This window comes from Ensifer sp. M14, assembly GCF_003355565.1.
In the GTDB taxonomy this organism is placed as follows: domain Bacteria; phylum Pseudomonadota; class Alphaproteobacteria; order Rhizobiales; family Rhizobiaceae; genus Ensifer.
The window spans coordinates 3280702-3306077 of record NZ_QJNR01000004.1; the positions used below are offsets into that span (position 1 = coordinate 3280702).

At 60.5% G+C, this 25376-nt stretch carries 34 protein-coding genes and 1 tRNA gene; 14 read left to right on the forward strand and 21 right to left on the reverse strand.

What is annotated here, in order from left to right; translation table 11 throughout:
* Positions 1–19 precede the first annotated feature (19 nt).
* Together BLJAPNOD_RS15885 and BLJAPNOD_RS15890 are read left to right on the forward strand one after the other, a co-directional pair.
* Positions 20–364 carry a hypothetical protein gene (locus BLJAPNOD_RS15885; protein WP_115420468.1) on the forward strand — a complete coding sequence of 115 codons (345 nt, stop codon included), beginning with the start codon at positions 20–22 and terminating at the stop codon, positions 362–364.
* Positions 365–795: 431 nt separating this feature from the next.
* Positions 796–1566: an adenylate/guanylate cyclase domain-containing protein gene (locus BLJAPNOD_RS15890; protein WP_115420469.1), complete on the forward strand. Its 771-nt coding sequence runs from the start codon at positions 796–798 to the stop codon at positions 1564–1566.
* 117 nt (positions 1567–1683) lie between these two features.
* Here the strand turns inward: BLJAPNOD_RS15890 and BLJAPNOD_RS15895 are convergent.
* Positions 1684–1768, reverse strand: a tRNA-Leu gene (locus tag BLJAPNOD_RS15895).
* A gap of 194 nt (positions 1769–1962) precedes the next feature.
* Here BLJAPNOD_RS15895 and lipB point away from each other — a divergent pair.
* Positions 1963–2682: a lipoyl(octanoyl) transferase LipB gene (gene lipB, locus BLJAPNOD_RS15900; protein ID WP_115420470.1), complete on the forward strand. Its 720-nt coding sequence runs from the start codon at positions 1963–1965 to the stop codon at positions 2680–2682.
* Positions 2683–2710: 28 nt separating this feature from the next.
* Here lipB and BLJAPNOD_RS15905 read toward each other — a convergent pair whose 3' ends face one another.
* The gene (locus BLJAPNOD_RS15905) at positions 2711–3655 is read right to left on the reverse strand and encodes a DMT family transporter (RefSeq protein ID WP_244610952.1); all 945 of its coding nucleotides are present in this window, start codon (positions 3653–3655) and stop codon (positions 2711–2713) included.
* A gap of 250 nt (positions 3656–3905) precedes the next feature.
* Between BLJAPNOD_RS15905 and BLJAPNOD_RS15910 the strand changes: the two genes are divergently transcribed.
* The 9 genes from BLJAPNOD_RS15910 (at position 3906) to BLJAPNOD_RS15950 (ending at position 10512) form a co-directional block, all read left to right on the forward strand.
* Positions 3906–4304, forward strand: a complete 399-nt coding sequence (locus BLJAPNOD_RS15910; RefSeq protein WP_077498736.1) for a helix-turn-helix domain-containing protein — start codon at positions 3906–3908, stop codon at positions 4302–4304.
* Positions 4305–4385: 81 nt separating this feature from the next.
* Positions 4386–5513 (forward strand): S-(hydroxymethyl)glutathione dehydrogenase/class III alcohol dehydrogenase, encoded by a 1128-nt coding sequence (locus tag BLJAPNOD_RS15915; protein WP_077498405.1) that lies wholly within the window; start codon positions 4386–4388, stop codon positions 5511–5513.
* A gap of 134 nt (positions 5514–5647) precedes the next feature.
* Complete coding sequence (locus BLJAPNOD_RS15920) at positions 5648–6088, forward strand: YaiI/YqxD family protein (protein WP_077498406.1); 441 nt, start codon at positions 5648–5650, stop codon at positions 6086–6088.
* Positions 6089–6128: 40 nt separating this feature from the next.
* Positions 6129–6776: a DUF1345 domain-containing protein gene (locus BLJAPNOD_RS15925; RefSeq protein WP_115420471.1), complete on the forward strand. Its 648-nt coding sequence runs from the start codon at positions 6129–6131 to the stop codon at positions 6774–6776.
* 25 nt (positions 6777–6801) lie between these two features.
* Positions 6802–7635 (forward strand): S-formylglutathione hydrolase, encoded by an 834-nt coding sequence (fghA, locus tag BLJAPNOD_RS15930; RefSeq protein ID WP_115420472.1) that lies wholly within the window; start codon positions 6802–6804, stop codon positions 7633–7635.
* Between the two features lie 26 nt (positions 7636–7661).
* Positions 7662–8039, forward strand: a complete 378-nt coding sequence (gene crcB, locus BLJAPNOD_RS15935) for a fluoride efflux transporter CrcB (protein WP_115420473.1) — start codon at positions 7662–7664, stop codon at positions 8037–8039.
* Positions 8040–8076: 37 nt separating this feature from the next.
* Positions 8077–9069: an RluA family pseudouridine synthase gene (locus tag BLJAPNOD_RS15940; protein WP_077498410.1), complete on the forward strand. Its 993-nt coding sequence runs from the start codon at positions 8077–8079 to the stop codon at positions 9067–9069.
* On the forward strand, positions 9069–9734 hold the full coding sequence (locus BLJAPNOD_RS15945; RefSeq protein WP_115420474.1) for an HAD-IA family hydrolase: 666 nt from the start codon (positions 9069–9071) through the stop codon (positions 9732–9734). Before BLJAPNOD_RS15940 ends, BLJAPNOD_RS15945 begins: the two co-directional genes overlap by 1 nt.
* Positions 9727–10512 (forward strand): ATP12 family chaperone protein, encoded by a 786-nt coding sequence (locus BLJAPNOD_RS15950; RefSeq protein WP_077498412.1) that lies wholly within the window; start codon positions 9727–9729, stop codon positions 10510–10512. The genes BLJAPNOD_RS15945 and BLJAPNOD_RS15950 overlap by 8 nt, the downstream gene beginning before the upstream one ends.
* 70 nt (positions 10513–10582) lie before the next feature.
* On the opposite strand, the gene sugE is transcribed toward BLJAPNOD_RS15950, so the two are convergent.
* The 3 genes from sugE to BLJAPNOD_RS15965 form a co-directional block, all read right to left on the reverse strand.
* Positions 10583–10897, reverse strand: coding sequence for a quaternary ammonium compound efflux SMR transporter SugE (sugE, locus tag BLJAPNOD_RS15955; protein WP_077498413.1), 315 nt, complete (start codon positions 10895–10897; stop codon positions 10583–10585).
* A 252-nt stretch (positions 10898–11149) separates the two neighbouring features.
* Entirely contained in the window at positions 11150–12457 is a 1308-nt protein-coding gene (locus BLJAPNOD_RS15960; protein ID WP_115420475.1) for a replication-associated recombination protein A, read from the reverse strand.
* Positions 12454–13851, reverse strand: coding sequence for a DegQ family serine endoprotease (locus BLJAPNOD_RS15965; RefSeq protein ID WP_115420476.1), 1398 nt, complete (start codon positions 13849–13851; stop codon positions 12454–12456). Before BLJAPNOD_RS15965 ends, BLJAPNOD_RS15960 begins: the two co-directional genes overlap by 4 nt.
* Before the next feature lie 198 nt (positions 13852–14049).
* On the opposite strand from BLJAPNOD_RS15965, the gene msrP reads away from it, so the two are divergent.
* Both msrP and msrQ read left to right on the forward strand, forming a co-directional pair.
* The gene (gene msrP, locus BLJAPNOD_RS15970) at positions 14050–14997 is read left to right on the forward strand and encodes a protein-methionine-sulfoxide reductase catalytic subunit MsrP (protein WP_115420477.1); all 948 of its coding nucleotides are present in this window, start codon (positions 14050–14052) and stop codon (positions 14995–14997) included.
* Between the two features lie 2 nt (positions 14998–14999).
* Positions 15000–15656, forward strand: coding sequence for a protein-methionine-sulfoxide reductase heme-binding subunit MsrQ (gene msrQ, locus BLJAPNOD_RS15975; RefSeq protein ID WP_115420478.1), 657 nt, complete (start codon positions 15000–15002; stop codon positions 15654–15656).
* A 416-nt stretch (positions 15657–16072) separates the two neighbouring features.
* Here msrQ and rplQ read toward each other — a convergent pair whose 3' ends face one another.
* The 16 genes from rplQ to rplN all read right to left on the reverse strand — a co-directional run bounded on the left by rplQ (position 16073) and on the right by rplN (position 25367).
* Positions 16073–16498, reverse strand: coding sequence for a 50S ribosomal protein L17 (rplQ, locus tag BLJAPNOD_RS15985; protein WP_077498418.1), 426 nt, complete (start codon positions 16496–16498; stop codon positions 16073–16075).
* A gap of 44 nt (positions 16499–16542) precedes the next feature.
* Entirely contained in the window at positions 16543–17553 is a 1011-nt protein-coding gene (locus BLJAPNOD_RS15990) for a DNA-directed RNA polymerase subunit alpha (RefSeq protein ID WP_025426686.1), read from the reverse strand.
* A 104-nt stretch (positions 17554–17657) separates the two neighbouring features.
* Positions 17658–18047: a 30S ribosomal protein S11 gene (rpsK, locus tag BLJAPNOD_RS15995; protein WP_003536496.1), complete on the reverse strand. Its 390-nt coding sequence runs from the start codon at positions 18045–18047 to the stop codon at positions 17658–17660.
* Between the two features lie 228 nt (positions 18048–18275).
* Positions 18276–18644 carry a 30S ribosomal protein S13 gene (gene rpsM / locus BLJAPNOD_RS16000; RefSeq protein WP_025426685.1) on the reverse strand — a complete coding sequence of 123 codons (369 nt, stop codon included), beginning with the start codon at positions 18642–18644 and terminating at the stop codon, positions 18276–18278.
* A gap of 231 nt (positions 18645–18875) precedes the next feature.
* Complete coding sequence (locus BLJAPNOD_RS16005) at positions 18876–19454, reverse strand: adenylate kinase (RefSeq protein ID WP_025426684.1); 579 nt, start codon at positions 19452–19454, stop codon at positions 18876–18878.
* On the reverse strand, positions 19451–20791 hold the full coding sequence (secY, locus tag BLJAPNOD_RS16010) for a preprotein translocase subunit SecY (RefSeq protein ID WP_065785913.1): 1341 nt from the start codon (positions 20789–20791) through the stop codon (positions 19451–19453). Before secY ends, BLJAPNOD_RS16005 begins: the two co-directional genes overlap by 4 nt.
* Positions 20792–21024: 233 nt before the next feature.
* Complete coding sequence (gene rplO / locus BLJAPNOD_RS16015) at positions 21025–21495, reverse strand: 50S ribosomal protein L15 (protein ID WP_115420480.1); 471 nt, start codon at positions 21493–21495, stop codon at positions 21025–21027.
* A gap of 13 nt (positions 21496–21508) precedes the next feature.
* Positions 21509–21712, reverse strand: a complete 204-nt coding sequence (rpmD, locus tag BLJAPNOD_RS16020; protein WP_025426681.1) for a 50S ribosomal protein L30 — start codon at positions 21710–21712, stop codon at positions 21509–21511.
* A gap of 12 nt (positions 21713–21724) precedes the next feature.
* Positions 21725–22294 (reverse strand): 30S ribosomal protein S5, encoded by a 570-nt coding sequence (rpsE, locus tag BLJAPNOD_RS16025; RefSeq protein ID WP_025426680.1) that lies wholly within the window; start codon positions 22292–22294, stop codon positions 21725–21727.
* A gap of 128 nt (positions 22295–22422) precedes the next feature.
* Complete coding sequence (gene rplR / locus BLJAPNOD_RS16030) at positions 22423–22785, reverse strand: 50S ribosomal protein L18 (protein ID WP_025426679.1); 363 nt, start codon at positions 22783–22785, stop codon at positions 22423–22425.
* Between the two features lie 12 nt (positions 22786–22797).
* Complete coding sequence (gene rplF / locus BLJAPNOD_RS16035; protein WP_077498421.1) at positions 22798–23331, reverse strand: 50S ribosomal protein L6; 534 nt, start codon at positions 23329–23331, stop codon at positions 22798–22800.
* 40 nt (positions 23332–23371) lie between these two features.
* A complete protein-coding gene (gene rpsH / locus BLJAPNOD_RS16040; protein WP_025426677.1) occupies positions 23372–23770 on the reverse strand; it encodes a 30S ribosomal protein S8 in 399 nt (132 codons plus the stop codon).
* Between the two features lie 12 nt (positions 23771–23782).
* Positions 23783–24088, reverse strand: a complete 306-nt coding sequence (gene rpsN, locus BLJAPNOD_RS16045) for a 30S ribosomal protein S14 (protein WP_077498422.1) — start codon at positions 24086–24088, stop codon at positions 23783–23785.
* A gap of 34 nt (positions 24089–24122) precedes the next feature.
* Positions 24123–24680 carry a 50S ribosomal protein L5 gene (gene rplE / locus BLJAPNOD_RS16050; RefSeq protein WP_077498423.1) on the reverse strand — a complete coding sequence of 186 codons (558 nt, stop codon included), beginning with the start codon at positions 24678–24680 and terminating at the stop codon, positions 24123–24125.
* Positions 24673–24984, reverse strand: coding sequence for a 50S ribosomal protein L24 (rplX, locus tag BLJAPNOD_RS16055; RefSeq protein WP_025426674.1), 312 nt, complete (start codon positions 24982–24984; stop codon positions 24673–24675). The genes rplE and rplX overlap by 8 nt, the downstream gene beginning before the upstream one ends.
* Before the next feature lie 14 nt (positions 24985–24998).
* The gene (rplN, locus tag BLJAPNOD_RS16060; RefSeq protein ID WP_003536525.1) at positions 24999–25367 is read right to left on the reverse strand and encodes a 50S ribosomal protein L14; all 369 of its coding nucleotides are present in this window, start codon (positions 25365–25367) and stop codon (positions 24999–25001) included.
* Positions 25368–25376 lie beyond the last annotated feature (9 nt).

Here is a 25376-nt window from a genome sequence, read left to right on the forward strand (position 1 = left end):
CAACAACGGAGGTCATCCGATGAAAAAATATCTGGATGAACGGGGCGATCCCATCACAGCGACGCATGACGCCGACCGGGAGGACTTCACGGCGGGCGAAAGCCGTCAAGGTCCTCTCGGCGTGCGTGTTCTGGCAATCCTCGGAGCCGGCCTGTTTCTGGCGCTGCTGGTCTGGGGTGGCGCGGCGATCTGGGGCGAAAGCAACGATAACGACCGGACGACGGCAGTCGATCAGGTTCAGCCGTCACCGGAACAGACCGGCAGCATTGATAACAAGCAGGATCGCGTGTTGGCACCGAATGATGCCGCTCCGACTGCTGGCGCCCAAACGCAACAGGCTTCGCCCGATGGCACGATCAAGTAGCAGCAGCTTCCCGTTCAGGAGTTTCGCTGCCTGATGAAGACGCCCTTAAGGGCGCATATCATCGAAACAGATTGAGGCACGATATTCCCAATTCTCGGAAGGCTGGATTAAGAAACAGTCAAGCTGACCGTGATCGGAGCGTGCCAAGCATAGCGGCCGGCCAGAAGCGCTGTCCGTGCGGAGCGTAAAGTGCAAGCGCCTCGATAATGTCTCTATGTCGTTCCCTCGCCCCAATCGATGGATCACACGAAAACAACAAGGCGAAGGCGGGCATCGGCTGCAGTCAGCCAGCCATTGCATTGGCAGTCGGATAGCGGGACATTTCGTGTATCGTCAGCCGAGACAAACCTCGAGTTGCCAAAAGCGACTGAATACTAGATGTTTGTTCGCGTGCCGCCCGAAGTCTCCGCGGCCAGGCGAGATCGCAGGATATGACGACTGCCTCTTCCCTCCCACCTACCCGTAACAGCAGCAGCATCTGCCGGGGTTGCTGGGATCAAATGCGCGTGCCGATCCCGATCCGCGGGGCGTTTGCCCTTCCCTTTCGGGCATTCGGCATCACCCGAAGCAAGATGAATCCGAATATCTGCACGATCTGCGAACGCTCCTTTCGCTACGTCAAGAAGCAGCGCCACATAACCGCCCACGCCACTATCCTGTTTGCCGATATGCGAGGGTTCACCTCCCTTTCCGAGCGAACAGAGGCGATCGAGCTGAGTCAGATTGTCAGCCTGTTTCATGATCGATGCGCGCAGGCGATCTGGGCGCATGATGGCATCGTCAACAAGCAGATGGGCGACGGCCTGATGGCGATCTTCAATTTTCCGATCGCGATAAGGGACCACGCCCGTGCTGCGGTCAGGGCGGCGGCGGATATACAGCGACATTACGCCGATGCACTCTACGGCCTGAATTCCGATCTGAAGGAATCAAGCGACCACCGGCTCGGTGTTGGTGTCGGCATACATACAGGCGATGTCGAGATTGGTGAGTTTTCAAGCTTCCGCAGCGATTTCACCGCGATCGGCGGCACCGTCAATCTCGCCGCAAGACTCGAATCTCACGCTGCCGCCGGTGAGATCCTCGTGTCAGCCGAGACGGCTGCGCAGGTGCCGGATTTCCTGAGCGCGTCCGAGACCAGGCGGCTTTCACTGAAAGGCCTGGAGCAACCCGTTCAGGCGCATGTACTCACGACGAATTGACCCCGGAAGGCCCCCTGGAGCGGATAGATCCGATCCCACACGGGGTACTGATACGTCACACAGACAAAGCTAAGCATAGGGATAAAAACAAAAAAACCTGCCGAAGCAGGTTTTCTTTGGTGCGGTCGAGAAGACTCGAACTTCCACGGGTTGCCCCACAGCGACCTCAACGCTGCGCGTCTACCAATTCCGCCACGACCGCATCGTGGTAGGCGCCGAATTGCTCCGGCGGGGCTGCATGTAGCAAAAGCCCCTGGGGTGCACAAGGGCATGACGACAGAAATTTGACGGGAAAAGAAACTATTTCAACAGCCTCCTCGCGAAACCCTGCAAACGCTGGACTCTTGTCGCGTGCCGTCCCATGTACAGGGCGTAAAAACAGGAACGCAGACGGAAATGCAGCGCGAAAATCTGAGCCAGGACATGTTCGCCCCCCCGGAATCACCCCCGGTTCGCTGGCGAATTGCCCCTCACCTCGTCGATTATCCACAGGCAGTCGAGACAATGGAGCGCGAAGCGGCTGCAATTGCCGCCGGCGCCGCTGACGAACTCGTCTGGCTGGTGGAGCATCCGCCACTTTATACTGCAGGCACCAGCGCCGATGCGGCCGACCTTGTCATGCCCGACCGCTTCCCGGTGTTTGCGACCGGCCGCGGGGGGGAGTACACCTATCACGGGCCGGGCCAGCGGGTGGTCTACGTGATGCTGGATCTCAAGCGCCGCAGGCAGGACGTGCGCGCCTTCGTCGCCGCGCTCGAGAGCGTCATCATCTCGTCGCTCGATTCGATGAACGTGAGGGGCGAGCGCCGCGAAGATCGCGTCGGCGTCTGGGTGCGCCGGCCGGAGAAGCCATCGCTTCCCGACGGATCGATGGCCGAAGACAAGATCGCGGCGATCGGCATTCGCCTGCGCCGCTGGGTGAGCTTTCACGGCTTTTCACTCAACGTCGATCCGGATCTCGATCATTTCGGCGGCATCGTGCCCTGCGGCATCCGCGGCTATGGCGTGACCAGCCTGGTCGACCTCGGCCTGCCGGTGATGATGCCGGATGTGGACGTGCGTGTGCGCGAGGCGTTCGAGACCGTGTTCGGTCCGACCCGCAACGACGAATCCTGAATCTAGCCTTGCTGTAGGGCGGCTCGTATCACGTCGCTTCGATGGATCGACCGCCGGCCTGGCGCTCGCGCCAGATCATGAACAGCCCTGATACGACGATGATCGCGATGCCCAGCCATTTCGAGAGCGACGGGAAGTCGCCGAAAATGAGATAGCCGAGCGCCGTCGCGGTGACGATCTCGAAATAAGCAAAGGGCGCCAGCAGGGAAACGGGTGCAGCCTGGAAGGCTTTGACCACCAGAAGGTGGCCATAGCCCGAGAGCGAGCCGAGGATAATGACGAGCACCCAGCCGAGCGATGTCTTCGGCAGGGACGGCTCGAAGTCTGCCACGCCCAAACCGTCACCGACAGCAATCACGCCCACCATGAACAGCGTTCCGCCGATGCCGGCGATCGTCTGCATTGTCAGCGGGCTGTCGGCCGTTCCCACCGCGCGATTCAAAAGCAGATAGAACGCAAAGACTGTGGCGCAGGCGACCGGCAGCAGCGATGTCGCGCCGAAGGCCGCGAAACTCGGCTGTATGACGATCATCGCGCCGGCAAAACCGATGGCGATCGCGAGCCAACGGCGCCAGTCGACCTTTTCGCGCAGGATCAGCGCAGACAGGCAGGTCAGAATGAAGGGCTCGACGAAATAGATCGCGAATACGTCCGCGAGTGGCATGTATTTCACCGAGATGAAAAAGAACAGTGCAGCGGCCGCCAGCAGCACGCCACGCAACAGATTGAGCCAGAGCCGCTTCGGACGCAGCGCCCGCACGCCGCGAAGCGCAATGAGCAAGGGCAGCGTCGCGACAAGCTGGAAGAAGAATCGATAGAACGTGACCTGCGCCGGTGACATGCCTTCGACGACAGCCATGTACTTGGCGATCACATCCATGCCCGGCAGGATCACCATGGCAAAAAGCATGATGGCGACGCCCTGCATCACCGTGTTTTGAGGAATGGTGGTTGTCGATGCAGGCGCGGTCATGGGCTTGTTCCAATATGGATGCGGCACCTTAGAACGTTCGCTGCACTTTTCAACGCGTGCGAGTACGACACGAAAGAGCGTATTTCGTCGCCCGAGCCGCTTTTGACCGTGTTTTTGCCGCTCCGGGGTGGTCGCCTGCGGGCCGAATGCCTATAACCTCACTTCATCTTCCGCCCCGGAGGAGAAGCTCTCTCACTTCTCCGATCAGAAACCGGGACCTTTGAACGCGACCGTGGCAAAGGAGATATCCATGCGCTTGTCCACCGAAACGATGATTGCCCGCCTGCGCGACCCCGGCGACGGAGATACGCTGGGCGGACGCATCTGGCGCGCACGTGACGCAGCCAATCTTTCGACCAAGGATCTCGCCGATCAGCTCGGCGTCCGGGTGGAAACAGTCGCCGCCTGGGAGCGCGACCGCGCGGAGCCACGCACCAACCGTCTGTTCATGCTGGCTGGTGTGCTTGGCGTCACGCCCGCCTGGCTGATCGCCGGCATGGGTCGCGCGCCTGATGACGAGACGAAGACCGCTTCTGGCGAAAGCCTTCGCGAGCAGCTTGCGCTCGTCAAGAAATTGCACGAACAGACCGGCAAGGCGATTGCCGCTCTTGAGATGGAACTCAATCGCGTCCAACAGACTGTTCGTTAGTACATTGCCGATTCCAACGGGCGACATTGGCCGCTGCGCCGATGCCGCCCGAAGTCATTGTTAATCCAAGGGAGAAAATAGATGGATGTACGCGCCGCCGTCGCCGTTCAGGCAGGCAAGCCGCTGGAAGTGATGACCGTTCAACTCGAAGGCCCGCGGGCCGGAGAAGTGCTGATCGAAGTCAAGGCCACCGGTATCTGCCACACCGACGATTTCACGCTTTCCGGCGCGGATCCCGAAGGTCTGTTCCCGGCAATCCTCGGCCACGAGGGTGCCGGCATCGTCGTCGATGTCGGCCCGGGCGTCACTTCGGTGAAGAAGGGCGATCACGTCATTCCGCTCTATACGCCGGAATGCCGCTCCTGCCCGTCGTGTCTGTCGCGCAAGACCAACCTCTGCACCGCGATCCGTTCGACCCAGGGCCAGGGCCTGATGCCGGATGGCACCTCGCGCTTCTCGATCGGCAAGGACAAGATCCATCACTATATGGGCTGCTCCACCTTCGCCAATTACACCGTGCTGCCGGAGATCGCGGTCGCCAAGGTCAACCCAGACGCGCCGTTCGACAAGATCTGCTACATCGGCTGTGGTGTGACCACCGGCATCGGCGCCGTGATCAACACCGCCAAGGTCGAGATGGGCGCGACCGCGATCGTCTTCGGTCTCGGAGGCATCGGCCTCAACGTCATCCAGGGCCTGCGTCTTGCCGGTGCCGACATGATCATCGGCGTCGATCTCAACAACGACAAGAAGGCCTGGGGCGAGCGCTTCGGCATGACCCATTTCGTCAACCCGAAGGAAGTGGGCGACGACATCGTGCCTTACCTCGTCAACATGACGAAGCGTGGTGCCGACCAGATCGGCGGCGCCGACTATACGTTCGATTGCACGGGCAACACCAAGGTGATGCGTCAGGCGCTCGAGGCGTCGCATCGCGGCTGGGGCAAGTCGGTCGTCATCGGCGTTGCCGGCGCCGGCCAGGAAATCTCCACCCGTCCGTTCCAGCTCGTCACCGGCCGCAGTTGGATGGGCACCGCCTTTGGTGGCGCACGCGGCCGCACCGATGTGCCGAAGATCGTCGACTGGTACATGGAGGGCAAGATCGAGATCGATCCGATGATCACCCACACCATGCCGCTCGAAGACATCAACAAGGGTTTTGAGCTGATGCATTCCGGCGAAAGCATCCGCTCAGTCGTTCTCTACTAAGCGCCAACTGAGCAATTCCGGACGGAAAACCGTTTCGCACTTTTCCTGGAATTGCTTAGTAATCCGATTCAGGAAGGCGCCGGAATCGATTGTATTCCGGCGCTTTTTCAATCCCGTTGAGAAGTTGATTCAAGATGATCTATGTCGATGCCGATGCCTGCCCGGTGAAGGCGGAAGTGCTGAAGGTGGCCGAGCGCCACGGCTTCGAGGTGACCTTCGTCGCCAATTCGGGCCTGCGTCCGTCGCGCGACCCGATGGTCCACAACGTCATCGTTTCGGCGAGCTTCGACGCTGCCGACGACTGGATCGCCGAAAGGGCGCATGAGGGCGATATCGTCGTGACAGCCGACGTGCCGCTCGCCGTTCGTTGCGTCGCCGCCGGCGCCTTTGTCACCGGCCCGTCCGGACGCGTCTTCGACAAGAGCAATATCGGCATGGCCTCCGCCATGCGCGACCTCGGTCAGCACCTGCGTGAGACCGGCGAAAGCAAGGGTTACAACGCGGCCTTCACGCAACGCGACCGTTCGACCTTCCTCGAGACACTTGACCGACTCGCGCGCCAGACGAAAAAGTGAAGCGCGGCGCCAATTTGCGCCCGATCGCAGGGGCATTCCGATGACAGCGACGACAAGGCTCAGGCACTGGCCGTTCTACACCGCGCTTCCATGTGCCCTTGTCAGCCTAGGGATCATGTGGTTCGCCGCGCCGCGCTACAGTCTCGAAGTCTCAGCCGTCACCTTCTTCTGCGTCTACCTCATCATGAGCGCCCGACGGCTGCGGATGATGACGGGCAAACATCTCAAGACGCATGCGCGAAACACCGACGAGCCTGAAGCGGTGATTTTCATGGTTACCTTCGGGGCGGCCGCGACCTCGCTTGCCGCCCTGTTCTTCGCGCTCAACGGAGAAGGCACGGGGCCGACGCTCGAATTGGGGCTGGCCTTTGCCTCCGTCGTTTTGGGCTGGGCAACCATCCACGTGATGGCGGCGATGCACTATGCCCATGTCTACTGGGTCCCCGACGACAGCGGGCAAACCCCTGCCCCGCAGCGCGGGCTCGATTTTCCCGAGACGCCGGAACCCGGCGGTTATGATTTCCTATATTTTTCCTTCGTGATCGGCATGACCGCCCAGACGTCGGATGTCGCCATCACCACCACGGCGATGCGGTGCATCAACCTGATGCACGCCATCGTTTCCTTCTTCTTCAACACCGTACTTGTTGCCGCCGCGGTCAACGCGGCCGTGCAGCTCGCAAGCTGACCTCACGATATCCCAGGAGCATTTGATGAAAGTTCTCTCCCAAAACACCGCGTTTGGCGGCATGCAAGGCGTCTTCTCGCACGAGTCCGAGGCCTGCAAGGGCGAGATGACGTTCGCCGTCTTCGTGCCGCCGCAGGCGATCAAGGAGCCGCGGCCGGTGGTCTGGTATCTCTCCGGCCTTACGTGCACTCATGCCAACGTTATGGAAAAGGGCGAATACCGCCGCATGGCGGCCGAACTGGGCCTGATCGTCGTTTGCCCCGACACCAGCCCGCGTGGGACGGAGGTTCCGGACGAACTTACAAACTGGCAGATGGGCAAGGGTGCCGGTTTCTATCTCGATGCCACGCAGACGCCATGGGCCGAACACTATCAGATGTACAGCTACATCACCGAGGAACTGCCGGCCTTCGTCAGCCAGCACTTCCGCATCGACATGAGCCGGCAGGGCATTTTCGGCCATTCGATGGGCGGTCACGGCGCAATGACCATTGCGCTCAAGAATCCGGACCGTTTCCGCAGTTGCTCGGCATTTGCACCGATCGTCGAACCGTCGACGGCCGACTGGTCCATTGGCGCCTTCGAAAAGTATCTCGGCGAGGACAAGGCCGCCTGGCGGCAATACGATGCCTGCGCGCTCGCCAGGGACGGCGCTCGTTTCCCGCAGTTCCTCATCGACCAGGGCAAGGCCGACAGCTTCCTCGATAACGGCCTGCGGCCGTGGCTTTTTGAAGAGGCGATCAAGGGTACTGGTATAGAGCTGACGCTGCGCATGCACGAGCGCTACGATCATTCCTATTACTTCATCTCGACCTTCATGGACGATCACCTGAAATGGCACGCCGAGCGGCTGGCCTGAACCCGAGAGAACAGCGGGAGCATCCAATGTCCAATCTTCTGCTTGTCGGCGCCGGCGGCGCCATCGGATCGATGGCGCGTTATCTCGTTGGCCTCTGGACGCTTCACCGTTGGGGGCCGGGCTTTCCCTGGGGAACCCTCGGCGTCAACATCACAGGTTCCTTCCTCATCGGCCTGCTGGCCGAACTGATCATGCGCAAGTTCGGCGCTTCGGCGGAGATGCGGCTGTTTCTGATCACCGGCGTGCTCGGCGGCTACACTACCTTTTCCGCCTTCTCGCTGGATACGATCACGCTGTTTGAACGTGGCGATGCCGCACTTGCCGTCAGCTATATCGCGGCAAGCGTCGTGCTTTCGATCCTGGCGGTCTTTGCCGGGCTGGCCCTGATGCGCGCAATGGTCTAAAGGCTGCCTCTAAAGAACAGGAAGCAGGTTCGCTGAGATGGCAGGCATAGAACACAAGCAGGTGGACGGTGACGAGGCAGGCATGCGCCTCGATCGCTGGTTCAAGGTACATTTTCCCGGGCTGGGTTTCGGTCCGCTGCAGAAGCTGCTGCGCTCGGGCCAGATCCGTGTCGATGGCGGCCGCGTCAAATCCGACACGCGCCTGCAGCCGGGCCAGACGGTCCGCATCCCTCCCCTTAACGTCGATGCGAAAGAAGTGAAGACGGGCCCGATTGCCGGGCGCGACCTTCGCCACTCGCCCGACGGGGAGCTGCTGTCGCGCATGGTGCTGCATGAGGACGCCAAGGTCATCGTGCTGAACAAGCCGGCCGGTCTGGCAGTTCAGGGTGGATCCGGCGTCAACCGCCACATCGACAAGATGCTCGAGGCCTGGACCAACCAGCGCGGCGAGAAGCCCCGTCTGGTGCACCGCCTCGACCGCGACACGTCCGGTGTACTCGTTATTGCGCGTACACGTGGCGCGGCGCAGAAGCTGACGGCTGCCTTCCGCGAGCGCGACACCAAGAAGACCTACTGGGCACTGGTCAAGGGCGTGCCGCGCAAGCGGGAAGACCGCATCTCGACCTGGCTGGTCAAGGAACAGACGCCGGATGGCGACCGCATGCGCATCGCCAAGCACGGCGAGGACGGCGCCGACCACGCCATTTCCTACTACCGCATTCGCGAGCAGGCCGCACAGAACCTCGCCTGGCTCGAGATGGAGCCCTATACCGGCCGTACCCATCAGTTGCGCGTGCATGCGCTCCACATCGGTCATCCGATCCTCGGCGATCCCAAGTATTTCGACGCCGATATCAACTGGAGCCTGCCCGGCGGCATGCAGAACCGTCTGCATCTGCACGCGCGCCACATCGACATTCCGCATCCGGACGGCGGCCGCCTGCGGGTGACCGCGCCGCTGCCCCCGCACATGGTCCAGAGCTGGAACCTGCTTGGCTTCGAAGAGAACGAGCCTGGCGAGGACGACTGATGAAACTGGCGCTTTTCGATTGCGACGGCACGCTGGTCGACAGCGGCGGTCTCATCCATGAAGTGATGGCACGAACCTTCGAAGCCTTCGGTCTCGATCGACCCGAACTGTCGGCGACCAAGGGCATCATCGGCCTGACGCTCGATATCGCCATTGCCCGCCTGCTCGGACGCGGCCATGTGGACGACCAGGCGCTGGCAATGACGGCGCACTACAAGGCAATTTTTGCCGGCGTGCGCGGCGAAACCGGCTTTCAGGAGCTTCTGTTTCCGGGCATCGCCCAGATGATGCAGACGCTTTCCGGTCGTGACGAGCTGATTATCGGTGCGGTCACCGGCAAATCGCGCCGCGGCCTGACACATATTGCGGAGACCCACGGCTTCGACAGGATGTTCTTCGTGTCGCGCACCGCTGACGACTGCCCTTCGAAGCCGCATCCGGCCATGGTGACGGAATGCTGCTCTGAAGCCGGGATCGATCCGCGCGATACCGTCGTCATCGGCGACGCTATTTATGATATGCAGATGGCAAAGGCCGCCGGCGCTGCCGCCATCGGCGTTGCATGGGGCTATGCCAGCGTGCCCGACCTCGTCGAGGCGGGAGCCGACTACATTGCCCGTACACCGGCCGACATCATTGAGTGGATGGAACACTATCATGCCTGATATTCGCGATGAACTCATCGGTGCGCTCAGCCACGAGGACCCGGTCCGGCGCGCGCAGATCCAGATGCTGAAGCCGCTGCCCAAGCGCTTCTACAAGGAAGTCAGCATCGGCGCAGCAGAAGACGGCGGCCACAGCGTCCTGCTCGACGGCCGGCCGGTGCGCACGCCTGCGAAGAATCCGCTTGCTGTCCCGACGCTGAAGCTTGCCGCAATGCTGGCGGCCGAATGGGACGCACAGGCCGAGGTCATCGACCCCGCCAAGATGCCGGTTACCCGGATCGCCAACACGGCGCTCGACGGCGTGGCGAAGGACCAGCGCTCGGTTTTCGAGGACATCTTGCGGTTTGCCGGAACCGACCTGATCTGCTACCGCGCGTCCAGTCCGGAAGGGCTCGTCGAACGGCAGAACGTCGTCTGGAATCCGGTGCTCGAATGGGCCGCCCAGTCGCTTGGCGCTCGCTTCATTCTGGCCGAGGGTGTCATCCACCAGGAACAGCCTGAAGAGGCGATCACCGCCTATGCCGAGGGCCTGCGTGCCTTTGCAACGCCGCTGGGCCTGACTTGCGTGCACACGATCACGACATTGACCGGCTCCGCCCTGCTCGCAGTCGCGTTCGCATCCGGCCGTCTGACGGCCGAACAGGCCTGGACGGCTGCCCATGTCGACGAGGATTGGCAGATCGAGCATTGGGGCACGGACGAGGAAGCGTTCAAGCGCCGCGAACTGCGCTGGCAGGAGATGCAGGCGGCGGCAGCCGTTCTCGACGCGCTGCGATAGCAGCGCGTCGGAATACAAAAGCATCGTTGCGGTTACGACAGATACCTAACGTAGCGTTAGGCGTTAGGCGTTAGGCGGCAAGCTTCAGGCCGGCAATACCGGTAACGATCAGCGCGATGCAGCCGAGGCGGACGAACGTTGCCGGTTCGGCAAAAAGAACGATGCCGAGGATGACGGTACCGACGGTGCCGATACCGGTCCAGACCGCATAGGCCGTGCCGAGCGGCAGGGTTCTGACAGCAAGGCCAAGCAAGGTGATGCTGACGACCATCGAACCGGCGGTCAGGACCGTCGGCACCAACCGCGTAAAGCCTTCAGTGTATTTGAGACCGATTGCCCAGCCGATTTCGAGGATGCCGGCAAGAAAGAGGATTAACCAGGCCATTTCAAACTCCTTGAGAGTGGAGCGAGGCCGTCCCCGCGGATGTTCGGTATCCAATACCGTGCAGCCGTCTGCAACGCGGTTTCTATCTCACGGTTCGCGGCCGACGGCAAGATATGCCGCGGCAAACCAGCCCTGCACGACCGGCAATGCTTGGGTATTTCCAAAGTTGAAGCGGTTTTCGGCCTAGAGATACTTGGGAACGGAGATGGAACGCTTCCAGGATTCCGTCTTAGACCGGGTCGCCGTTGTCTGTTAGCTTCGCTCCCGACGCAGCTTTGCCCACCATTCCAATCGTTTGCGGATCTCGCGCTCGAAGCCGCGCTCGGGCGGATCGTAGAAGGTCCTGCGCCCCATCTTTTCCGGGAAATAGTCCTGCCCAGAGAAGGCATCCGGCTCGTCGTGGTCGTAGCGGTAACCGTCGCCGTAACCCTCGCCCTTCATCAGCTTGGTCGGCGCGTTGAGAATATGCTTCGGTGGCAGCAGAGAACCGTTTTCCTTGGCCGCCCGCATGGCGGCCTTATAGGCCATGTAAACGCCATTCGATTTCGGCGCTGTCGCGAGATAGACACAGGCCTGAGCCAGCGCCAGCTCCCCTTCCGGCGAGCCAAGATAGTCGTACGCGTCCTTGGCGGCATTGCAGATCGCCAGCGCCTGGGGATCTGCAAGGCCGATATCCTCCACCGCCATGCGAACGAGGCGCCTTCCAAGATATAGCGGGTCCTCGCCGGCATCGAACATCCGGCAGAGATAATAGAGTGCTGCGTCCGGGTCGGAGCCGCGCACCGATTTGTGCAGAGCCGAGATCAGATTGTAGTGGCCGTCCTGGCCCTTGTCGTAGACGGGCGCTCGCCGCTGCACGATCCGCTGCAGCGCTTCGACGTCGAAGATTTCGTCGCGGCGCGCGGCGCGCCAGACTTCTTCGGCCAATGTCAGCGATGCCCTACCGTCGCCATCAGCCATACGGATCAGGCTTGCACGGGCGTCCGCGTCGAGCGGAAGCGGCTTGCCTTCCGTTTCCTCCGCGCGCTTCAGCAACTCCTGCAGGCTCTCTTCACCATGCGGCTTGAAGGTCAGCACGCGGGCGCGCGACAGGAGAGCGGCGTTGAGCTCGAAGGATGGATTTTCCGTCGTCGCTCCCACCAGGATGACCGTGCCGTCTTCCATGACAGGCAGGAAGCTATCCTGCTGGGCACGGTTGAAACGATGGATCTCGTCGACGAAAAGCAAGGTCTGCCGGCCCGACATCCGCCGTGCCCGCGCCGACTCGAAAACCTTCTTGAGGTCGGCGACACCGGAAAAGATTGCCGAGATCTGTTCGAAAGCCAGACCTGCCTCGCCTGACAGCAATCGCGCGACCGTCGTCTTGCCGGTACCGGGAGGCCCCCAGAAGATCATCGATCCGAGCGAACCCGATGCGATCATGCGCGTCAGCACGCCGTCCTCACCCGTCAGATGCTCCTGGCCGGTGACTTCGGACAGCGTGCGTGGACGCAGACGATCGGCAAGCGGCCTTGCCGAGGTCATTTCCGGCGGTTCCGAGGAGGAGAAGAGGTCACTCATCGGAAGAACTGACGAATGATCTGGCCGTCACGCTCAATTTCAACACGCCAGAAGGAGGCACCGTCAGCCATCACGCTTTCCAGCGTCTTCGAACTGTCTATCGCAGCCCCGTTGACGGACCGGATGATATCCTTCGGCGCCAGGCCGATGCGTGCGGCGGGCGAGCCGCGGTTGATCTCGGTAACGACGACACCCTGCAACGAGGTCGACAGGCGCAGTTCCTCGGCCAGTCGCGGCGACAGATTGGCAACGACCGCACCGGCAAACGGATTGCGGCCTTCGATCAGACGCTCATCGCGAGGCGACGTCTCGGGCGCGCGGTCGAGCTTCAGGCTGACATCGTGCGGCTTGCCGTTTTCCGAAACCGTGACCCGCGCCTCATGGCCGATGCCGACGGTGGTCAAGCGATAGCCAAGAGCATCGGGATGTTCGACGGCGATACCATTGACGGCGGTGATCACCTGCCCCGGCTTGATCCCGGCCGAGGCCGCCGGTCCACCAGTGACAACGGCGGTCACGAGCGCACCACGCGCACGATGGAGCCCGAGCGCTTCTGCGACCTCCGATGTCACAGGCTCGAAAGACGCGCCGATGAACGGACGCACGAACGAGCCGTTGCCACCCTCGGCGGATGCGACGAAAACCTTCACCAGATTGGCCGGAATGGCAAAGCCGACGCCGTTCGAACCGCCGCCCTTCGAGAAAATTGCGGTATTGATGCCGATCAACGCGCCGTTCATGTCGATCAGGCCGCCGCCGGAATTGCCGGGGTTGATGGCGGCGTCCGTCTGGATGAAGAAACCGAAGTCGCCCGACGACACCTGATTGCGGGCAAGCGCCGAAACGATGCCGCTGGTTACGGTCTGGCCGACGCCGAAGGGATTGCCGATCGCCAGCACGATGTCGCCGACCTCAACCGCATCGGAATCGCCAATCGGAATGACGTCGAACGGCCCATCGGACTGGATCTTCAGCACCGCGAGATCGAGGCGATCATCCTTGAGCACGATCTTGCACGGATATTCGCGGCCGTCCGCCAGCGCCACCTTGATGTCGTCGGCACCTTCGATGACGTGATTGTTGGTGACGACGATGCCGTTCTTGCCGACGATCACCCCGGAGCCGAGCGACGACTGCTTCTCGCTGCGGTTCGGCATGCGCTGCCCGAAGAACTCCTCGAAGAAGGGATCGCCAGAGAAGATCGATCGGCGCTCGACCACGCGCTCGGCATAGACATTGACCACTGCATTCGCCGTCTGCTTAACGAGCGGCGAGAAGGAAAGCTGCATCTCCGTGCGCGATTGCGGCACGGTTTTGGTGTCCTGGGCGATTGCCGGACAAGACAGTGAGACAGCAAGAACGAGCGTTGCAAGCGCTCTTGAACCAAAGGTCATATGAAGCATTCTCCTATTCGTCGCGGCTACGTTCAGATAGGATTTCGCAGGAAAAAAGGCAAACGTCGCCAAGACATACGCAAATCAGGTGGCATCACGTCCAACGCACGAAAACGTGGTTATCCGCCTCTTTCTCAGTGATCGAAACTCTGGTCAGTTTGAGCAGACAAGACCCACACGTTGAAAGCGGAAAAGATCATGCCGGCCTATCGTCCACCGAGAATCGCACCGTCCGAAATCACGCTGGAGAGCTGCTTTCTCTCCCGCCGCGCATTTCTGGCGACGACGGCCGGAGGTCTGCTGGTCGCGGGCGCCGGCGTCGGTGCTGTCCAGGCGGCGGCGCTTGCAGCACCCAGGGGCAAATACACGGTGGACGAGGATCTGACACCGGAAGCGGACGTTACGGGCTACAACAACTTTTATGAGTTCGGGACCGGCAAGGCTGACCCTGCGGCCAATTCGGCTGCCTTCAAACCGACGCCATGGACCGTGAAAGTCGACGGCCTTGTCGCCAAGCCGAAGGCGTTCGGCCTGGAAGAGCTTCTGACACTTCCACTCGAGGAGCGAGTCTATCGAATGCGCTGCGTCGAAGCCTGGTCGATGGTCATTCCCTGGACCGGGTTTCCGCTCGCAGCCCTGCTCGACAAGGTCGAGCCACTCGGCAATGCCAAATATGTCTCGTTTGAAACCGTGGTTCGCCCGGAGCAGATGCCTGGGCAATCCGGTTTCTTCCAACCTTTGCCGTGGCCCTACCGCGAAGGCCTGCGCCTCGACGAGGCGCGCCATCCGCTGACTATTCTCTCGGTTGGCGTCTACGGCAAGACCCTGCCCAATCAGAACGGTGCACCGATCCGGCTTGTCACGCCCTGGAAATACGGCTTCAAAGGCATCAAGTCGATCGTGCGGATCTCGCTCACGGAAACACCGCCGCCATCGACGTGGAACCTCTCGGCACCCACCGAATACGGTTTCTATGCCAATGTGAACCCGGCCGTCGACCATCCGCGCTGGAGCCAGGCAACAGAAAACCGGATCGGCGGCGGCGGCTTCTTCGGCGCCAACCGGCGCGACACCCTGCCCTTCAACGGCTATGCGGACGAGGTCGCCGGGCTTTATGCCGGCATGGACCTGAAAGCGAATTTCTGAGCATGGCCAAACTGCCCGCCCTCCCGAAACGCTTCCACACCGCGTCCGTCTGGGCACTCTACGGCCTCGGTCTCTGTCCGGCGCTTGTCGCCTTCTACCTCGGCGCCACCGGGCAGCTTCCGGGCAACCCCGTCAAGGAATTCGAGCATCTGCTGGGTATCTGGGCGCTGCGCTTTCTGGTCGCCACGCTGGCGATCACCCCGATCCGCGACCTCCTAGGCGTCAACTGGCTGCGCTATCGACGTGCCCTCGGACTGCTCGCATTCTACTATGTCGCGATGCATTTCCTGGCCTACTTCCTGCTCGATCAGGTCTTGAACATCCCCGCCATCATCGCCGACATCGCCCGGCGCCCGTTCATCACCATCGGGATGGCCGGCCTGGTGATGCTCATCCCGCTGGCACTGACATCGAACAACTGGTCGATCCGCCGTCTCGGCAGCCGTTGGAACCAATTGCACAAGCTCGCTTACATCATTGCCGCGGCGGGCGCGTTGCATTTTGCCATGTCGGTCAAGGTGATCGGCCTCGAGCAGATGACCTATCTTGCCCTGGTCACCCTGCTTTTGTCCTGGCGGCTCGTGCGCAAGCCCTATCTGAAGCGCAAACGCCAGGCGGCAGCGCCGCGGGGACGCGCAAAGAATGCTGTAGCACTTTAGAGCGCTTCATCTTTAAACAGAAGCATTCTGCCGGAAGGAATTTCGGCCAGGACCAAGGTGGCTGGCGAAGAGCGCAGCAGAAGCTGCGGTCGAGACGGCCGCCGCGGGTAATGGCCGAAATTCATCCGGCCCTTCGGGTTGGCTGAAAACAGCCGCACACTGTGTCGGATGGCTTGCCCGACGGATCGGGCATCGCCCTGCGCCATCCTTCGTGTGGAACGGCCGCTTTCAGCCAACAGAATTGCTTCCGTTTAAAGATGGAGCGCTCTAAGTCGCCGAGCAATTCGGGCCTTAAATCGGATCGGATTTGAGGAATATGCAATTGCGCCCGCCAATCCGAGCAGCACGGCAAAAAGAAAGCGGCCGGGTGACGAACACCCGGCCGCTTTCAATTCAGCTCAGCTTACCTGAAAGGATCAGGCTGCTTCTGCGGCGTCAGCTTCAGCTGCCACGCGAGCGCGATCCTTCGCACCCTTTGCATCGGTGTCGCGGTCAACGAATTCGATGACAGCGAGAGCGGCGTTGTCGCCCTGGCGGAAGCCAGCCTTCATGATGCGCAGGTAGCCGCCGTTGCGGGTGGCGTAACGCGAAGCGATCGTGTCGAACAGCTTGGCAACGACAACAGCGTCGCGGATCTGCGAGATCGCCTGACGACGAGCATGCAGGTCGCCGCGCTTGCCGAGGGTGACGAGCTTTTCAACGATCGGGCGGATTTCCTTAGCCTTCGGCAGGGTCGTAACGATCTGCTCGTGCTCGATTAGCGAAGCTGCCATGTTGGCAAACATCGCCTTGCGGTGGCTGGCGGTTCTATTCAGCTTGCGGCCGGCTTTACCGTGGCGCATTGCTATTCTCCTTCACTTGCAGGCATCTGCCCGCAGTCTAATGGTTAGTATTGGTCTTCGTAACGCTTGGCGAGATCTTCGATGTTCTCAGGCGGCCAGGACGGCACTTCCATGCCGAGGTGCAGGCCCATGGAAGCGAGAACCTCCTTGATTTCGTTCAGCGACTTGCGACCAAAATTCGGCGTGCGGAGCATTTCTGCTTCGGTCTTCTGAATGAGGTCGCCGATGTAGACGATGTTGTCGTTCTTCAGGCAGTTGGCCGAACGGACGGAAAGTTCCAGTTCGTCGACCTTCTTGAGAAGCGCCGGGTTGAAAGCCAGTTCGGTGACTGCTTCTTCCTCTGCTTCCTTCTGCGGCTCGTCGAAGTTGACGAAAACCGACAGCTGGTCCTGAAGGATGCGGGCCGCAAACGCGATCGCATCTTCACCGGTGACGGAGCCGTCCGTCTCGATGGACATGGTCAGCTTGTCATAATCAAGAACCTGGCCTTCGCGGGTGTTTTCCACCTTGTACGAGACCTTCTTGACCGGCGAGTACAGGCTGTCGACCGGGATGAGGCCGATCGGAGCATCTTCCGAACGGTTGCGGTCAGCCGGAACGTAGCCCTTGCCGTTGTTGACGGTGAACTCCATGCGGATCTCAGCGCCCTCGTCGAGGGTGCAGATCACATGGTTCGGGTTGAGGATTTCGATGTCGCCAACCGTCTGGATGTCACCGGCGGTTACAACGCCCGGACCCTGCTTGCGCACGACCATGCGCTTTGCGTCGTCGCCATCCATCTTGATGGCGATTTCCTTGATGTTGAGCACGATGTCCGTCACGTCTTCCCGGACGCCCGGGATAGAGGAGAACTCGTGCAGGACGCCGTCAATCTGCACCGCAGTGACAGCAGCACCGCGAAGCGACGACAGCAGCACGCGGCGAAGCGCGTTGCCGAGCGTCAGACCAAAGCCGCGTTCAAGCGGTTCCGCGACCAACGTTGCCTTGGTGCGGCCCGAGGAGATGAACTCCACCTTGTTGGGCTTGATCAGTTCCTGCCAATTTTTCTGGATCATATTTTCTGCCTTCCGTTCGTTGTCACCATCCAATCGTGACAACCGAGCCCCGAAGCCCGGGAGCGCGCCGAAACGCCCTCACCGGCATTTTGAACGCAAATGATTCAGACGCGGCGCTTCTTGCGCGGGCGGCAACCGTTGTGCGGGATCGGGGTAACATCGCGGATCGAGGTGATCATGAAGCCCGCTGCCTGCAGTGCGCGAAGAGCGGATTCACGGCCGGAACCCGGACCGCAAACTTCGACTTCAAGCGACTTCATGCCGTGTTCCTGGGCCTTCTTGGCGCAGTCTTCAGCGGCGATCTGAGCGGCAAACGGGGTCGACTTACGCGAGCCCTTGAAACCCTTGGCACCGGCAGACGACCAGGCAATTGCGTTGCCCTGTGCGTCGGTGATGGTGATCATGGTGTTGTTGAACGACGAATTGACGTGCGCAACGCCAGACGTGATGTTCTTGCGTTCGCGACGGCGAACGCGGGTGGCTTCCTTGGCCATAGGATCCCTTTCTTAGATCTCTGCACCGCCGTAATTCCAGCGGCTCCACCGGGAAAGGAAATTTCGTCCCCTGCCCTGCTTCTTCAGTTTCATCCAGGACCGGAGGAACCGGCCCTGCAGGCATTTCACGCAACCGGTCCGGCTCCGCGACGGTCGGGCACCGCCCTTCCCAAACTGCAAAAGGAGGCCGGCGCGTGCGCCAGCCTCCCAATCTCCCTATTCGGGAAATTACTTCTTCTTACCGGCGATCGCCTTTGCCGGACCCTTGCGGGTGCGAGCATTGGTGTGGGTACGCTGACCGCGCACCGGCAGGCTGCGACGATGACGCAGGCCGCGGTAGCAGCCCAGGTCCATCAGACGCTTGATGTTCATCGACGTGTCGCGACGCAGGTCACCTTCAACCTGGTAATCGCGGTCGATCGTTTCGCGGATCTGAAGAACTTCAGCATCCGTCAACTGATGCACGCGGCGATCAGCCGGAATACCGACCTTCTCGACGATTTCCTGTGCGAATTTCGGTCCGATCCCGTGAATGTAGGTCAGCGCGATAACAACGCGCTTTGCCGTCGGGATGTTGACGCCAGCGATACGTGCCACGTCTATTCTCCTTGCGTTCCAGTTGCCATCCGGCAATAGGTGCTTCGTTACGCGACCTCAAGAGCCGCACGTTGATTGAGGTTCGAGACACGTCAAAAACGACCGTACCCGGACTTCGTTTCGTTGAAGACCGCGCCGATCGCTCCCATGTCGCGAGTTGGCGCTGTCTTTGGCGGAATCAGCCGGAAAAGTCAACTCCCCGGCGGTTCCTTTTCGGCAAAGACCTTAGGTCTAAGCCAGAATCTTCTCGATCTGTGCTGTCACGGCGTCCACATCAGCCATACCATCGACAGTCTTCAGCTCACCGGTGCCGGCATAGTGTTCCGACAAAGGCGCGGTCTTTTCGCGATATTCCGTCAGCCGGCGCTTGAAGGCTTCCGGATTGTCGTCCGATCTGACCGAGCCGCCCGCAGCGATGGTTTCCGCTACGCGATTCTCCATACGCTTTACAAGCGCCGTCTCGTCGACCTTGAGCTCGATCACGGCGTCGAGCTTCAAGCCCTTGCCCTTGAGCATCTGGCCGAGAGCGACCGCCTGCGGAACCGTGCGCGGATATCCGTCGAGGATAAAGCCGTTGGCACAATCCGGAGCATCGATCCGGTCCGACACGATCTCGTTGACGATCGCATCAGAGACGAGTTGGCCGGCGTCCATGACAGCCTTGGCCCGCTTGCCGACGTCTGTCGCCTGGGCGACGGCCGCGCGCAACATGTCACCTGTGGAAAGCTGCGGAATACCGTACCTCTCCGTCAGAAGCTTGGCTTGCGTCCCCTTGCCAGCTCCGGGCGGTCCCAAAAAAATCAGTCTCATCGTCCCCTCTTCCCTCCGCGCAGCTTCGACTTCTTGATCAGCCCCTCATATTGCTGAGCAATGAGGTGACCCTGGATCTGTGCTACCGTATCAAGGGTAACGCTGACAACAATCAAAAGCGACGTACCACCAAGGTAGAACGGCACGCCAGTCTGCGCGATAAGGATTTCAGGCAGAATGCAGACGAAGATCAGGTAGATCGCGCCAAGCACGGTGATGCGCGTCAGGACGTAATCGATGTATTCAGCGGTACGCTCGCCCGGACGGATGCCCGGAATGAAGCCGCCATGCTTCTTCAGATTGTCGGCCGTGTCCTTCGGATTGAAGACGATGGCTGTGTAGAAGAAGGCGAAGAACGCGATCATGCCGCCGTAGAGCACCATGTAGAGCGGCTGGCCGTGGCCGAGCGCGCTAACGATCGATGTCGCCCAGCCGGGCAGCGTCGCGGTGTTGGCGAAGCCTGCAAGCGTTGCCGGCAGCAAGAGCAGCGACGACGCGAAGATCGCCGGGATAACACCTGCGGTGTTGAGCTTCAGCGGCAGGTGCGAGGTGTCGCCCTGGAACATCCGGTTGCCAACCTGACGCTTCGGATACTGGATCAAAAGCCGGCGCTGAGCGCGCTCCACGAAGACAATGAGCGCGATGACCGCAACGATCATGACGATGATCGCCAGGATCAGCGGGGTCGAAAGCGCGCCGGTGCGGCCGAGTTCGAGCGTTCCGGCAAGAGCCGTGGGCAGGTGAGCGACAATGCCGGCGAAGATGATCAGCGAGATGCCGTTGCCGATACCGCGCGACGTGATCTGCTCGCCAAGCCACATCAGGAACATCGTGCCGCCAAGCAGCGAGATGACAGTGGAAATGCGGAAGAACCAGCCCGGATCGTTCACGAGACCGTTGCCGCTCTCAAGGCCGACTGCAATGCCATAGGCCTGCATGACGCCGAGAAGCACCGTGCCGTAGCGCGTGTACTGGTTGATGATCTTGCGACCCTGCTCGCCTTCCTTCTTCAGCTGTTCCAGCGCCGGAACGACGGAGGTCATCAGCTGAACGATGATCGAGGCAGAGATATAGGGCATGATGCCGAGCGCGAAGATCGCCATGCGCTCCACTGCACCGCCCGAAAACATGTTGAAGAGACCGAGAATACCGCCGCTCTGGCCCTGGAAGGCCTGCGCAAACGCGTCCGGGTTCAGGCCGGGCAGCGGGATATAGGTGCCAAGACGGTAGACCAAAAGCGCACCAAGCGTGAACCACAGTCGTTTCTTCAGATCTTCCGCCTTGGCGAAAGTCGAGAAATTCAGGTTCGAGGCGAGCTGTTCCGCTGCAGAAGCCATGCAATTCTCCGCGTACCAAATCTCGGAATCAGCGGGAGTACCCTGTCCGTTCCGGAAGGACTAACTTTTCGTCTTGAAAACCGGACGCGAGGCGATTGTGTCTGCAATCGGATGCCTCACCGTGGTTTCCGCTATGTCCGCCGAGGCGAGCGATTCGCCATCTCGGACGTGAGGCTCACATATGGGAGCAAAACCGCCCGGAGTGAAGCACCCCGGGCGGTTGATCAGTAATATTATTCGGCAGCAGCCGAAAGCAGCTTGATGGAACCGCCGGCCTTTTCGATCTTTTCGATCGCCGACTTGGAAGCGCCTGCAACTTCGAGCGAGATCTTCGCCTTCAGTTCTCCGTCGGCGAGAACGCGTACGCCGTCCTTTTCGCGACGGATCACGCCGGCAGCCTTGAGAGCTGCGGCATCGACCGACTTCGAAGCGTCAAGCTTCTTGGCGTCGATTGCCGTCTGGATGCGGCCGAGCGACACGACAACAAACTCCGAAGCGAAGATGTTGTTGAAGCCGCGCTTCGGCAGACGACGGTAGATTGGCATCTGGCCGCCTTCGAAGCCGTTGATGGCAACGCCCGAACGAGCCTTCTGACCCTTCACACCGCGACCGGCAGTCTTGCCGGAGCCGGAACCGATGCCGCGGCCAAGACGCTTACGGTTCTTGGTCGAGCCTTCGTTGTCCTTGATTTCATTCAGTTTCATGAGCTTATCCCCCTCACTTCTCGTCGACGACGCGAACGAGGTGCTGGACCGACCGGATCATGCCGCGAACAGCTGGGGTATCTTCCAGCGTGCGAACCCGGTGCATCTTGTTGAGGCCCAGGCCGATGAGCGTCTGACGCTGTACGGCCGGACGGCGAATGGGGCTACCGATCTGCTCGACGGTAACCGTCTTCGCAGCGTTTTCTTTCTTAGCCATCTGTCAGCTCCCTTATTCTTCGGAAGCAGCGCCGGAGGAAACACGACGAGCCTGGAGCGTGGCGTACTTCATGCCGCGCTGAGCTGCGATGTCCTTCGGGTGCATCTGGTTCTTGAGGGCGTCGAACGTTGCACGAACCATGTTGTACGGGTTCGACGAACCGGTCGACTTAGCGACGACGTCATGAACGCCGAGCGTTTCGAAGACGGCGCGCATCGGGCCACCAGCGATGATACCGGTACCAGCCTTGGCCGAACGCAGCAGCACCTTGCCGGCGCCATGACGGCCGTGAACGTCGTGATGCAGGGTACGACCACCACGCAGCGGGACGAAGATCAGGTCGCGCTTGGCGGCTTCCGTTGCCTTGCGGATGGCTTCCGGCACTTCGCGCGCCTTGCCATGACCGAAGCCAACGCGGCCCTTCTGGTCGCCAACGACGACGAGAGCTGCGAAACCGAAACGACGACCGCCCTTCACCACCTTGGCGACGCGGTTAATTGCTACGAGCTTGTCGACAAATTCGCTGTCGCGCTCTTCGCGGTTCTGGCGATCTTCGCGAGAACCCCTTCTTTCCTGTGCCATTGTCCTTTTCCTTTTTCTTTTCCGGGTGCAATCGGCAGATTGACAAAAGTCGCCCCCGTCACATGGATCGGAAGCGACCGGAAACTTGTGAGGGCTTCAGGCGGGCACAGGGCCCGCCCGGCAGCCGATCAGAAGTTCAAACCACCTTCACGTGCAGCTTCGGCCAAAGCCTTGATGCGGCCGTGATAGATGAAGGCGCCACGATCAAAGACAACGTCCTTGACGCCAGCCTTTACGGCACGCTCAGCGATGAGCTTGCCGACGGCAGCAGCAGCTGCCGCGTCAGCGCCCGTCTTCAAAGACGAACGCAGATCGGTGTCGAGCGTGGAGGCAGACGCAAGCGTCTTGCCGGCCACGTCGTCGATAACCTGTACGTAGATGTTCTTCGACGAGCGATGAACCGACAGGCGCGGACGGCCATTCGCGACCGCCTTGATTTGACGGCGCACGCGGTTGGCGCGACGCACAAGAGTATCTTTCCTGCTAGCCATTTCGCGTGATCCTTACTTCTTCTTGCCTTCTTTGCGGACAATCCGCTCGCCGGCATACTTGACGCCCTTGCCCTTGTAGGGCTCGGGGCCGCGGTATTCGCGGATTTCCGCTGCAACCTGGCCGACCTGCTGCTTGTTGATGCCGGAGACGATGATTTCCGTCGGCTTCGGTACAGCGATCGTGATGCCTTCCGGTGTCTGGTAGACAACGTCGTGGCTAAAGCCGAGTGCCAGCTGCAGGTTCTTGCCCTGCAGCGACGCGCGGTAACCAACGCCGTTGATTTCGAGCTTGCGCTCGTAACCGTCCTTAACACCCTTCAGGATGTTCTCGATCATCGTGCGGGACATGCCCCACTTCGAACGAGCATCCTTGCTCTGGTTGAGCGGCTGTACAACAACCGCGTTTTCTTCGAGAGCTACCGATACTTCGTCGTTTGCAACAAAGAACAGTTCGCCCTTAGGGCCCTTCGCCGTTACCTTCTGGCCATCCACGCTTGCCGTGACGCCTGCAGGAACTTGAACGGGCTTCTTACCGATACGAGACATTTTTATACCTGTCTGTTCGCTATGGAGATCATGTTACGTCTTAGAAGACGGAGCAAAGAATCTCGCCACCAACATTCTGTTCGCGTGCCTGATGATCGGCCATCACGCCCTTCGGAGTCGAAAGGATGGTGATGCCGAGGCCGTTCGCGACCTGCGGAATGGACTTAACCGAGACATAAACTCGGCGGCCCGGCTTGGAAACGCGTCCGATCTCACGGATTACGGAAGCGCCTTCGTAGTACTTCAGTTCGATGTTCAGCTCGGCCTTGCCGTTGCCAAATACGACTTCAGAGTATCCACGGATGTAGCCTTCAGCCTGAAGGACATCCAGAACACGTGCGCGGAGCTTCGAAGCCGGCGTGGAGACGCTCGACTTGCGGCGTGCCGCGCCGTTACGGATACGGGTGAGCATATCGCCCAGCGGATCAGTCATTGCCATGTGCCCGTCTCCTTACCAGCTCGACTTGACAATACCCGGCACGCGGCCGGAATTGCCCAGTTCGCGAAGCGCAATACGCGACATGCGAAGTTTACGATAGTAGGCGCGCGGACGGCCCGTAACTTCACAACGGTTGCGGATGCGGGTCTTGGATCCATCACGCGGCAGTTCAGCCAGCTTGATGGTTGCCTTGAACCGCTCTTCGATCGGCAGAGACTGGTTCATGATGATTGCCTTCAGGGTGGCGCGCTTAGAGGCTTGCCCGGCAACCAGTTTGCGGCGGCGCTTGTTCTTTTCAACTGCGCTCGTTTTCGCCATAACAGTTATCCTTCTTTACGCTTGTCGTTACGGATTACTGACGGAACGGGAAGTTGAACTCTGTGAGCAGAGCGCGTGCTTCGTCGTCGTTAGTAGCCGTCGTGCAAACGATGATGTCCATGCCCCACATCTGATCAACCTTGTCGTAGTTGATCTCAGGGAACACAATGTGCTCCTTGACGCCCATGGCGAAGTTGCCACGGCCATCGAAGGACTTCGGGTTGAGGCCACGGAAGTCGCGAACGCGCGGAAGAGCAATGTTCACGAGACGATCCAGGAACTCATACATCCGAACGCCGCGCAGGGTAACCTTGGCACCAATCGGCATGTCTTCGCGAAGCTTGAAGCCAGCGATGGAGTTGCGAGCGCGGGTGATTACCGGCTTCTGACCAGCAATCGCAGCAAGGTCGGCAGCTGCAACGGTCGGCTTCTTGCTGTCGCCGGTCGCTTCGCCAACACCCATGTTGATGACGATCTTGTCGAGGCGCGGGATCTGCATTTCGTTGGCGTAGGAGAACTTCTCCTGCATAGCCGCACGAATACGCTCGACATATTCCTTCTTGAGCCGGGGCTCGTAAGCGGACTTAGCCATCGATCACTACTCCCGAACGCTTGGCCACGCGGACCTTCTTGTCGCCATCGATCTTGAAGCCGACGCGGGTCGGCTTGCCGTCCTTCGGATCGGCAATCGCGATGTTCGAAAGATGGATCGAGGCTTCCTTGTTGATAATGCCGGCTTCCTGGCTCTGGGTCTGGCGCTGGTGACGCTTCACCATGTTTACGCCACGCACTACAGCCCGATCTTCCTTCGGCATTACCTGTACGACTTCGCCGGTACGACCCTTGTCCTTACCGGTGAGAACGACGACCTTGTCGCCTTTACGAATCTTTTGCATCTCTCAACGCTCCCTTAGAGTACTTCCGGAGCCAGCGAGATGATCTTCATGTGGTTCTTGGCGCGAAGTTCGCGCGGAACCGGTCCGAAGATACGGGTGCCGATCGGCTCTTTCTTGTTATCGATAAGAACGGCTGCGTTTGTGTCAAAACGAATGACGCTGCCATCCGCACGGCGGATGTCTTTCGCAGTGCGAACGACAACAGCCTTCATGACATCACCCTTCTTCACGCGGCCGCGCGGAATGGCTTCCTTGATCGAAACGACGATGATGTCGCCGATCGACGCGTACTTACGCTTGGAGCCGCCCAGCACCTTGATGCACATGACACGACGTGCGCCGGAATTATCCGCCACGTCGAGGTTTGTTTGCATCTGAATCATGTCAGGTCG

Coding starts and splice junctions, on each gene's coding strand:
- BLJAPNOD_RS15925 (WP_115420471.1), top strand. CDS start 6,129: ATGACAGCGACGACAAGGCTCAGGCACTGGCCGTTCTACACCGCGCTT.
- rpsN (WP_077498422.1), bottom strand. CDS start 24,088: ATGGCGAAAACGAGCGCAGTTGAAAAGAACAAGCGCCGCCGCAAACTG.
- rplX (WP_025426674.1), bottom strand. CDS start 24,984: ATGCAAAAGATTCGTAAAGGCGACAAGGTCGTCGTTCTCACCGGTAAG.
- BLJAPNOD_RS15910 (WP_077498736.1), top strand. CDS start 3,906: ATGCGCTTGTCCACCGAAACGATGATTGCCCGCCTGCGCGACCCCGGC.
- BLJAPNOD_RS16005 (WP_025426684.1), bottom strand. CDS start 19,454: ATGAGACTGATTTTTTTGGGACCGCCCGGAGCTGGCAAGGGGACGCAA.
- BLJAPNOD_RS15945 (WP_115420474.1), top strand. CDS start 9,069: ATGAAACTGGCGCTTTTCGATTGCGACGGCACGCTGGTCGACAGCGGC.
- BLJAPNOD_RS15990 (WP_025426686.1), bottom strand. CDS start 17,553: ATGATCCAGAAAAATTGGCAGGAACTGATCAAGCCCAACAAGGTGGAG.
- BLJAPNOD_RS15905 (WP_244610952.1), bottom strand. CDS start 3,655: ATGACCGCGCCTGCATCGACAACCACCATTCCTCAAAACACGGTGATG.
- msrQ (WP_115420478.1), top strand. CDS start 15,000: ATGGCCAAACTGCCCGCCCTCCCGAAACGCTTCCACACCGCGTCCGTC.
- rpsH (WP_025426677.1), bottom strand. CDS start 23,770: ATGGCAATGACTGATCCGCTGGGCGATATGCTCACCCGTATCCGTAAC.
- rplR (WP_025426679.1), bottom strand. CDS start 22,785: ATGGCTAGCAGGAAAGATACTCTTGTGCGTCGCGCCAACCGCGTGCGC.
- rpsE (WP_025426680.1), bottom strand. CDS start 22,294: ATGGCACAGGAAAGAAGGGGTTCTCGCGAAGATCGCCAGAACCGCGAA.
- rpmD (WP_025426681.1), bottom strand. CDS start 21,712: ATGGCTAAGAAAGAAAACGCTGCGAAGACGGTTACCGTCGAGCAGATC.
- secY (WP_065785913.1), bottom strand. CDS start 20,791: ATGGCTTCTGCAGCGGAACAGCTCGCCTCGAACCTGAATTTCTCGACT.
- BLJAPNOD_RS15950 (WP_077498412.1), top strand. CDS start 9,727: ATGCCTGATATTCGCGATGAACTCATCGGTGCGCTCAGCCACGAGGAC.
- BLJAPNOD_RS15915 (WP_077498405.1), top strand. CDS start 4,386: ATGGATGTACGCGCCGCCGTCGCCGTTCAGGCAGGCAAGCCGCTGGAA.
- rplQ (WP_077498418.1), bottom strand. CDS start 16,498: ATGCGCCACGGTAAAGCCGGCCGCAAGCTGAATAGAACCGCCAGCCAC.
- rplO (WP_115420480.1), bottom strand. CDS start 21,495: ATGAAACTGAATGAAATCAAGGACAACGAAGGCTCGACCAAGAACCGT.
- BLJAPNOD_RS15890 (WP_115420469.1), top strand. CDS start 796: ATGACGACTGCCTCTTCCCTCCCACCTACCCGTAACAGCAGCAGCATC.
- BLJAPNOD_RS15885 (WP_115420468.1), top strand. CDS start 20: ATGAAAAAATATCTGGATGAACGGGGCGATCCCATCACAGCGACGCAT.
- BLJAPNOD_RS15940 (WP_077498410.1), top strand. CDS start 8,077: ATGGCAGGCATAGAACACAAGCAGGTGGACGGTGACGAGGCAGGCATG.
- fghA (WP_115420472.1), top strand. CDS start 6,802: ATGAAAGTTCTCTCCCAAAACACCGCGTTTGGCGGCATGCAAGGCGTC.
- rplE (WP_077498423.1), bottom strand. CDS start 24,680: ATGGCTAAGTCCGCTTACGAGCCCCGGCTCAAGAAGGAATATGTCGAG.
- sugE (WP_077498413.1), bottom strand. CDS start 10,897: ATGGCCTGGTTAATCCTCTTTCTTGCCGGCATCCTCGAAATCGGCTGG.
- BLJAPNOD_RS15920 (WP_077498406.1), top strand. CDS start 5,648: ATGATCTATGTCGATGCCGATGCCTGCCCGGTGAAGGCGGAAGTGCTG.
- rplF (WP_077498421.1), bottom strand. CDS start 23,331: ATGTCTCGTATCGGTAAGAAGCCCGTTCAAGTTCCTGCAGGCGTCACG.
- rpsK (WP_003536496.1), bottom strand. CDS start 18,047: ATGGCCAAGGAAGCCACCCGCGTTCGCCGTCGCGAACGCAAGAACATC.
- lipB (WP_115420470.1), top strand. CDS start 1,963: ATGCAGCGCGAAAATCTGAGCCAGGACATGTTCGCCCCCCCGGAATCA.
- msrP (WP_115420477.1), top strand. CDS start 14,050: ATGCCGGCCTATCGTCCACCGAGAATCGCACCGTCCGAAATCACGCTG.
- rplN (WP_003536525.1), bottom strand. CDS start 25,367: ATGATTCAGATGCAAACAAACCTCGACGTGGCGGATAATTCCGGCGCA.
- BLJAPNOD_RS15965 (WP_115420476.1), bottom strand. CDS start 13,851: ATGACCTTTGGTTCAAGAGCGCTTGCAACGCTCGTTCTTGCTGTCTCA.
- crcB (WP_115420473.1), top strand. CDS start 7,662: ATGTCCAATCTTCTGCTTGTCGGCGCCGGCGGCGCCATCGGATCGATG.
- BLJAPNOD_RS15960 (WP_115420475.1), bottom strand. CDS start 12,457: ATGAGTGACCTCTTCTCCTCCTCGGAACCGCCGGAAATGACCTCGGCA.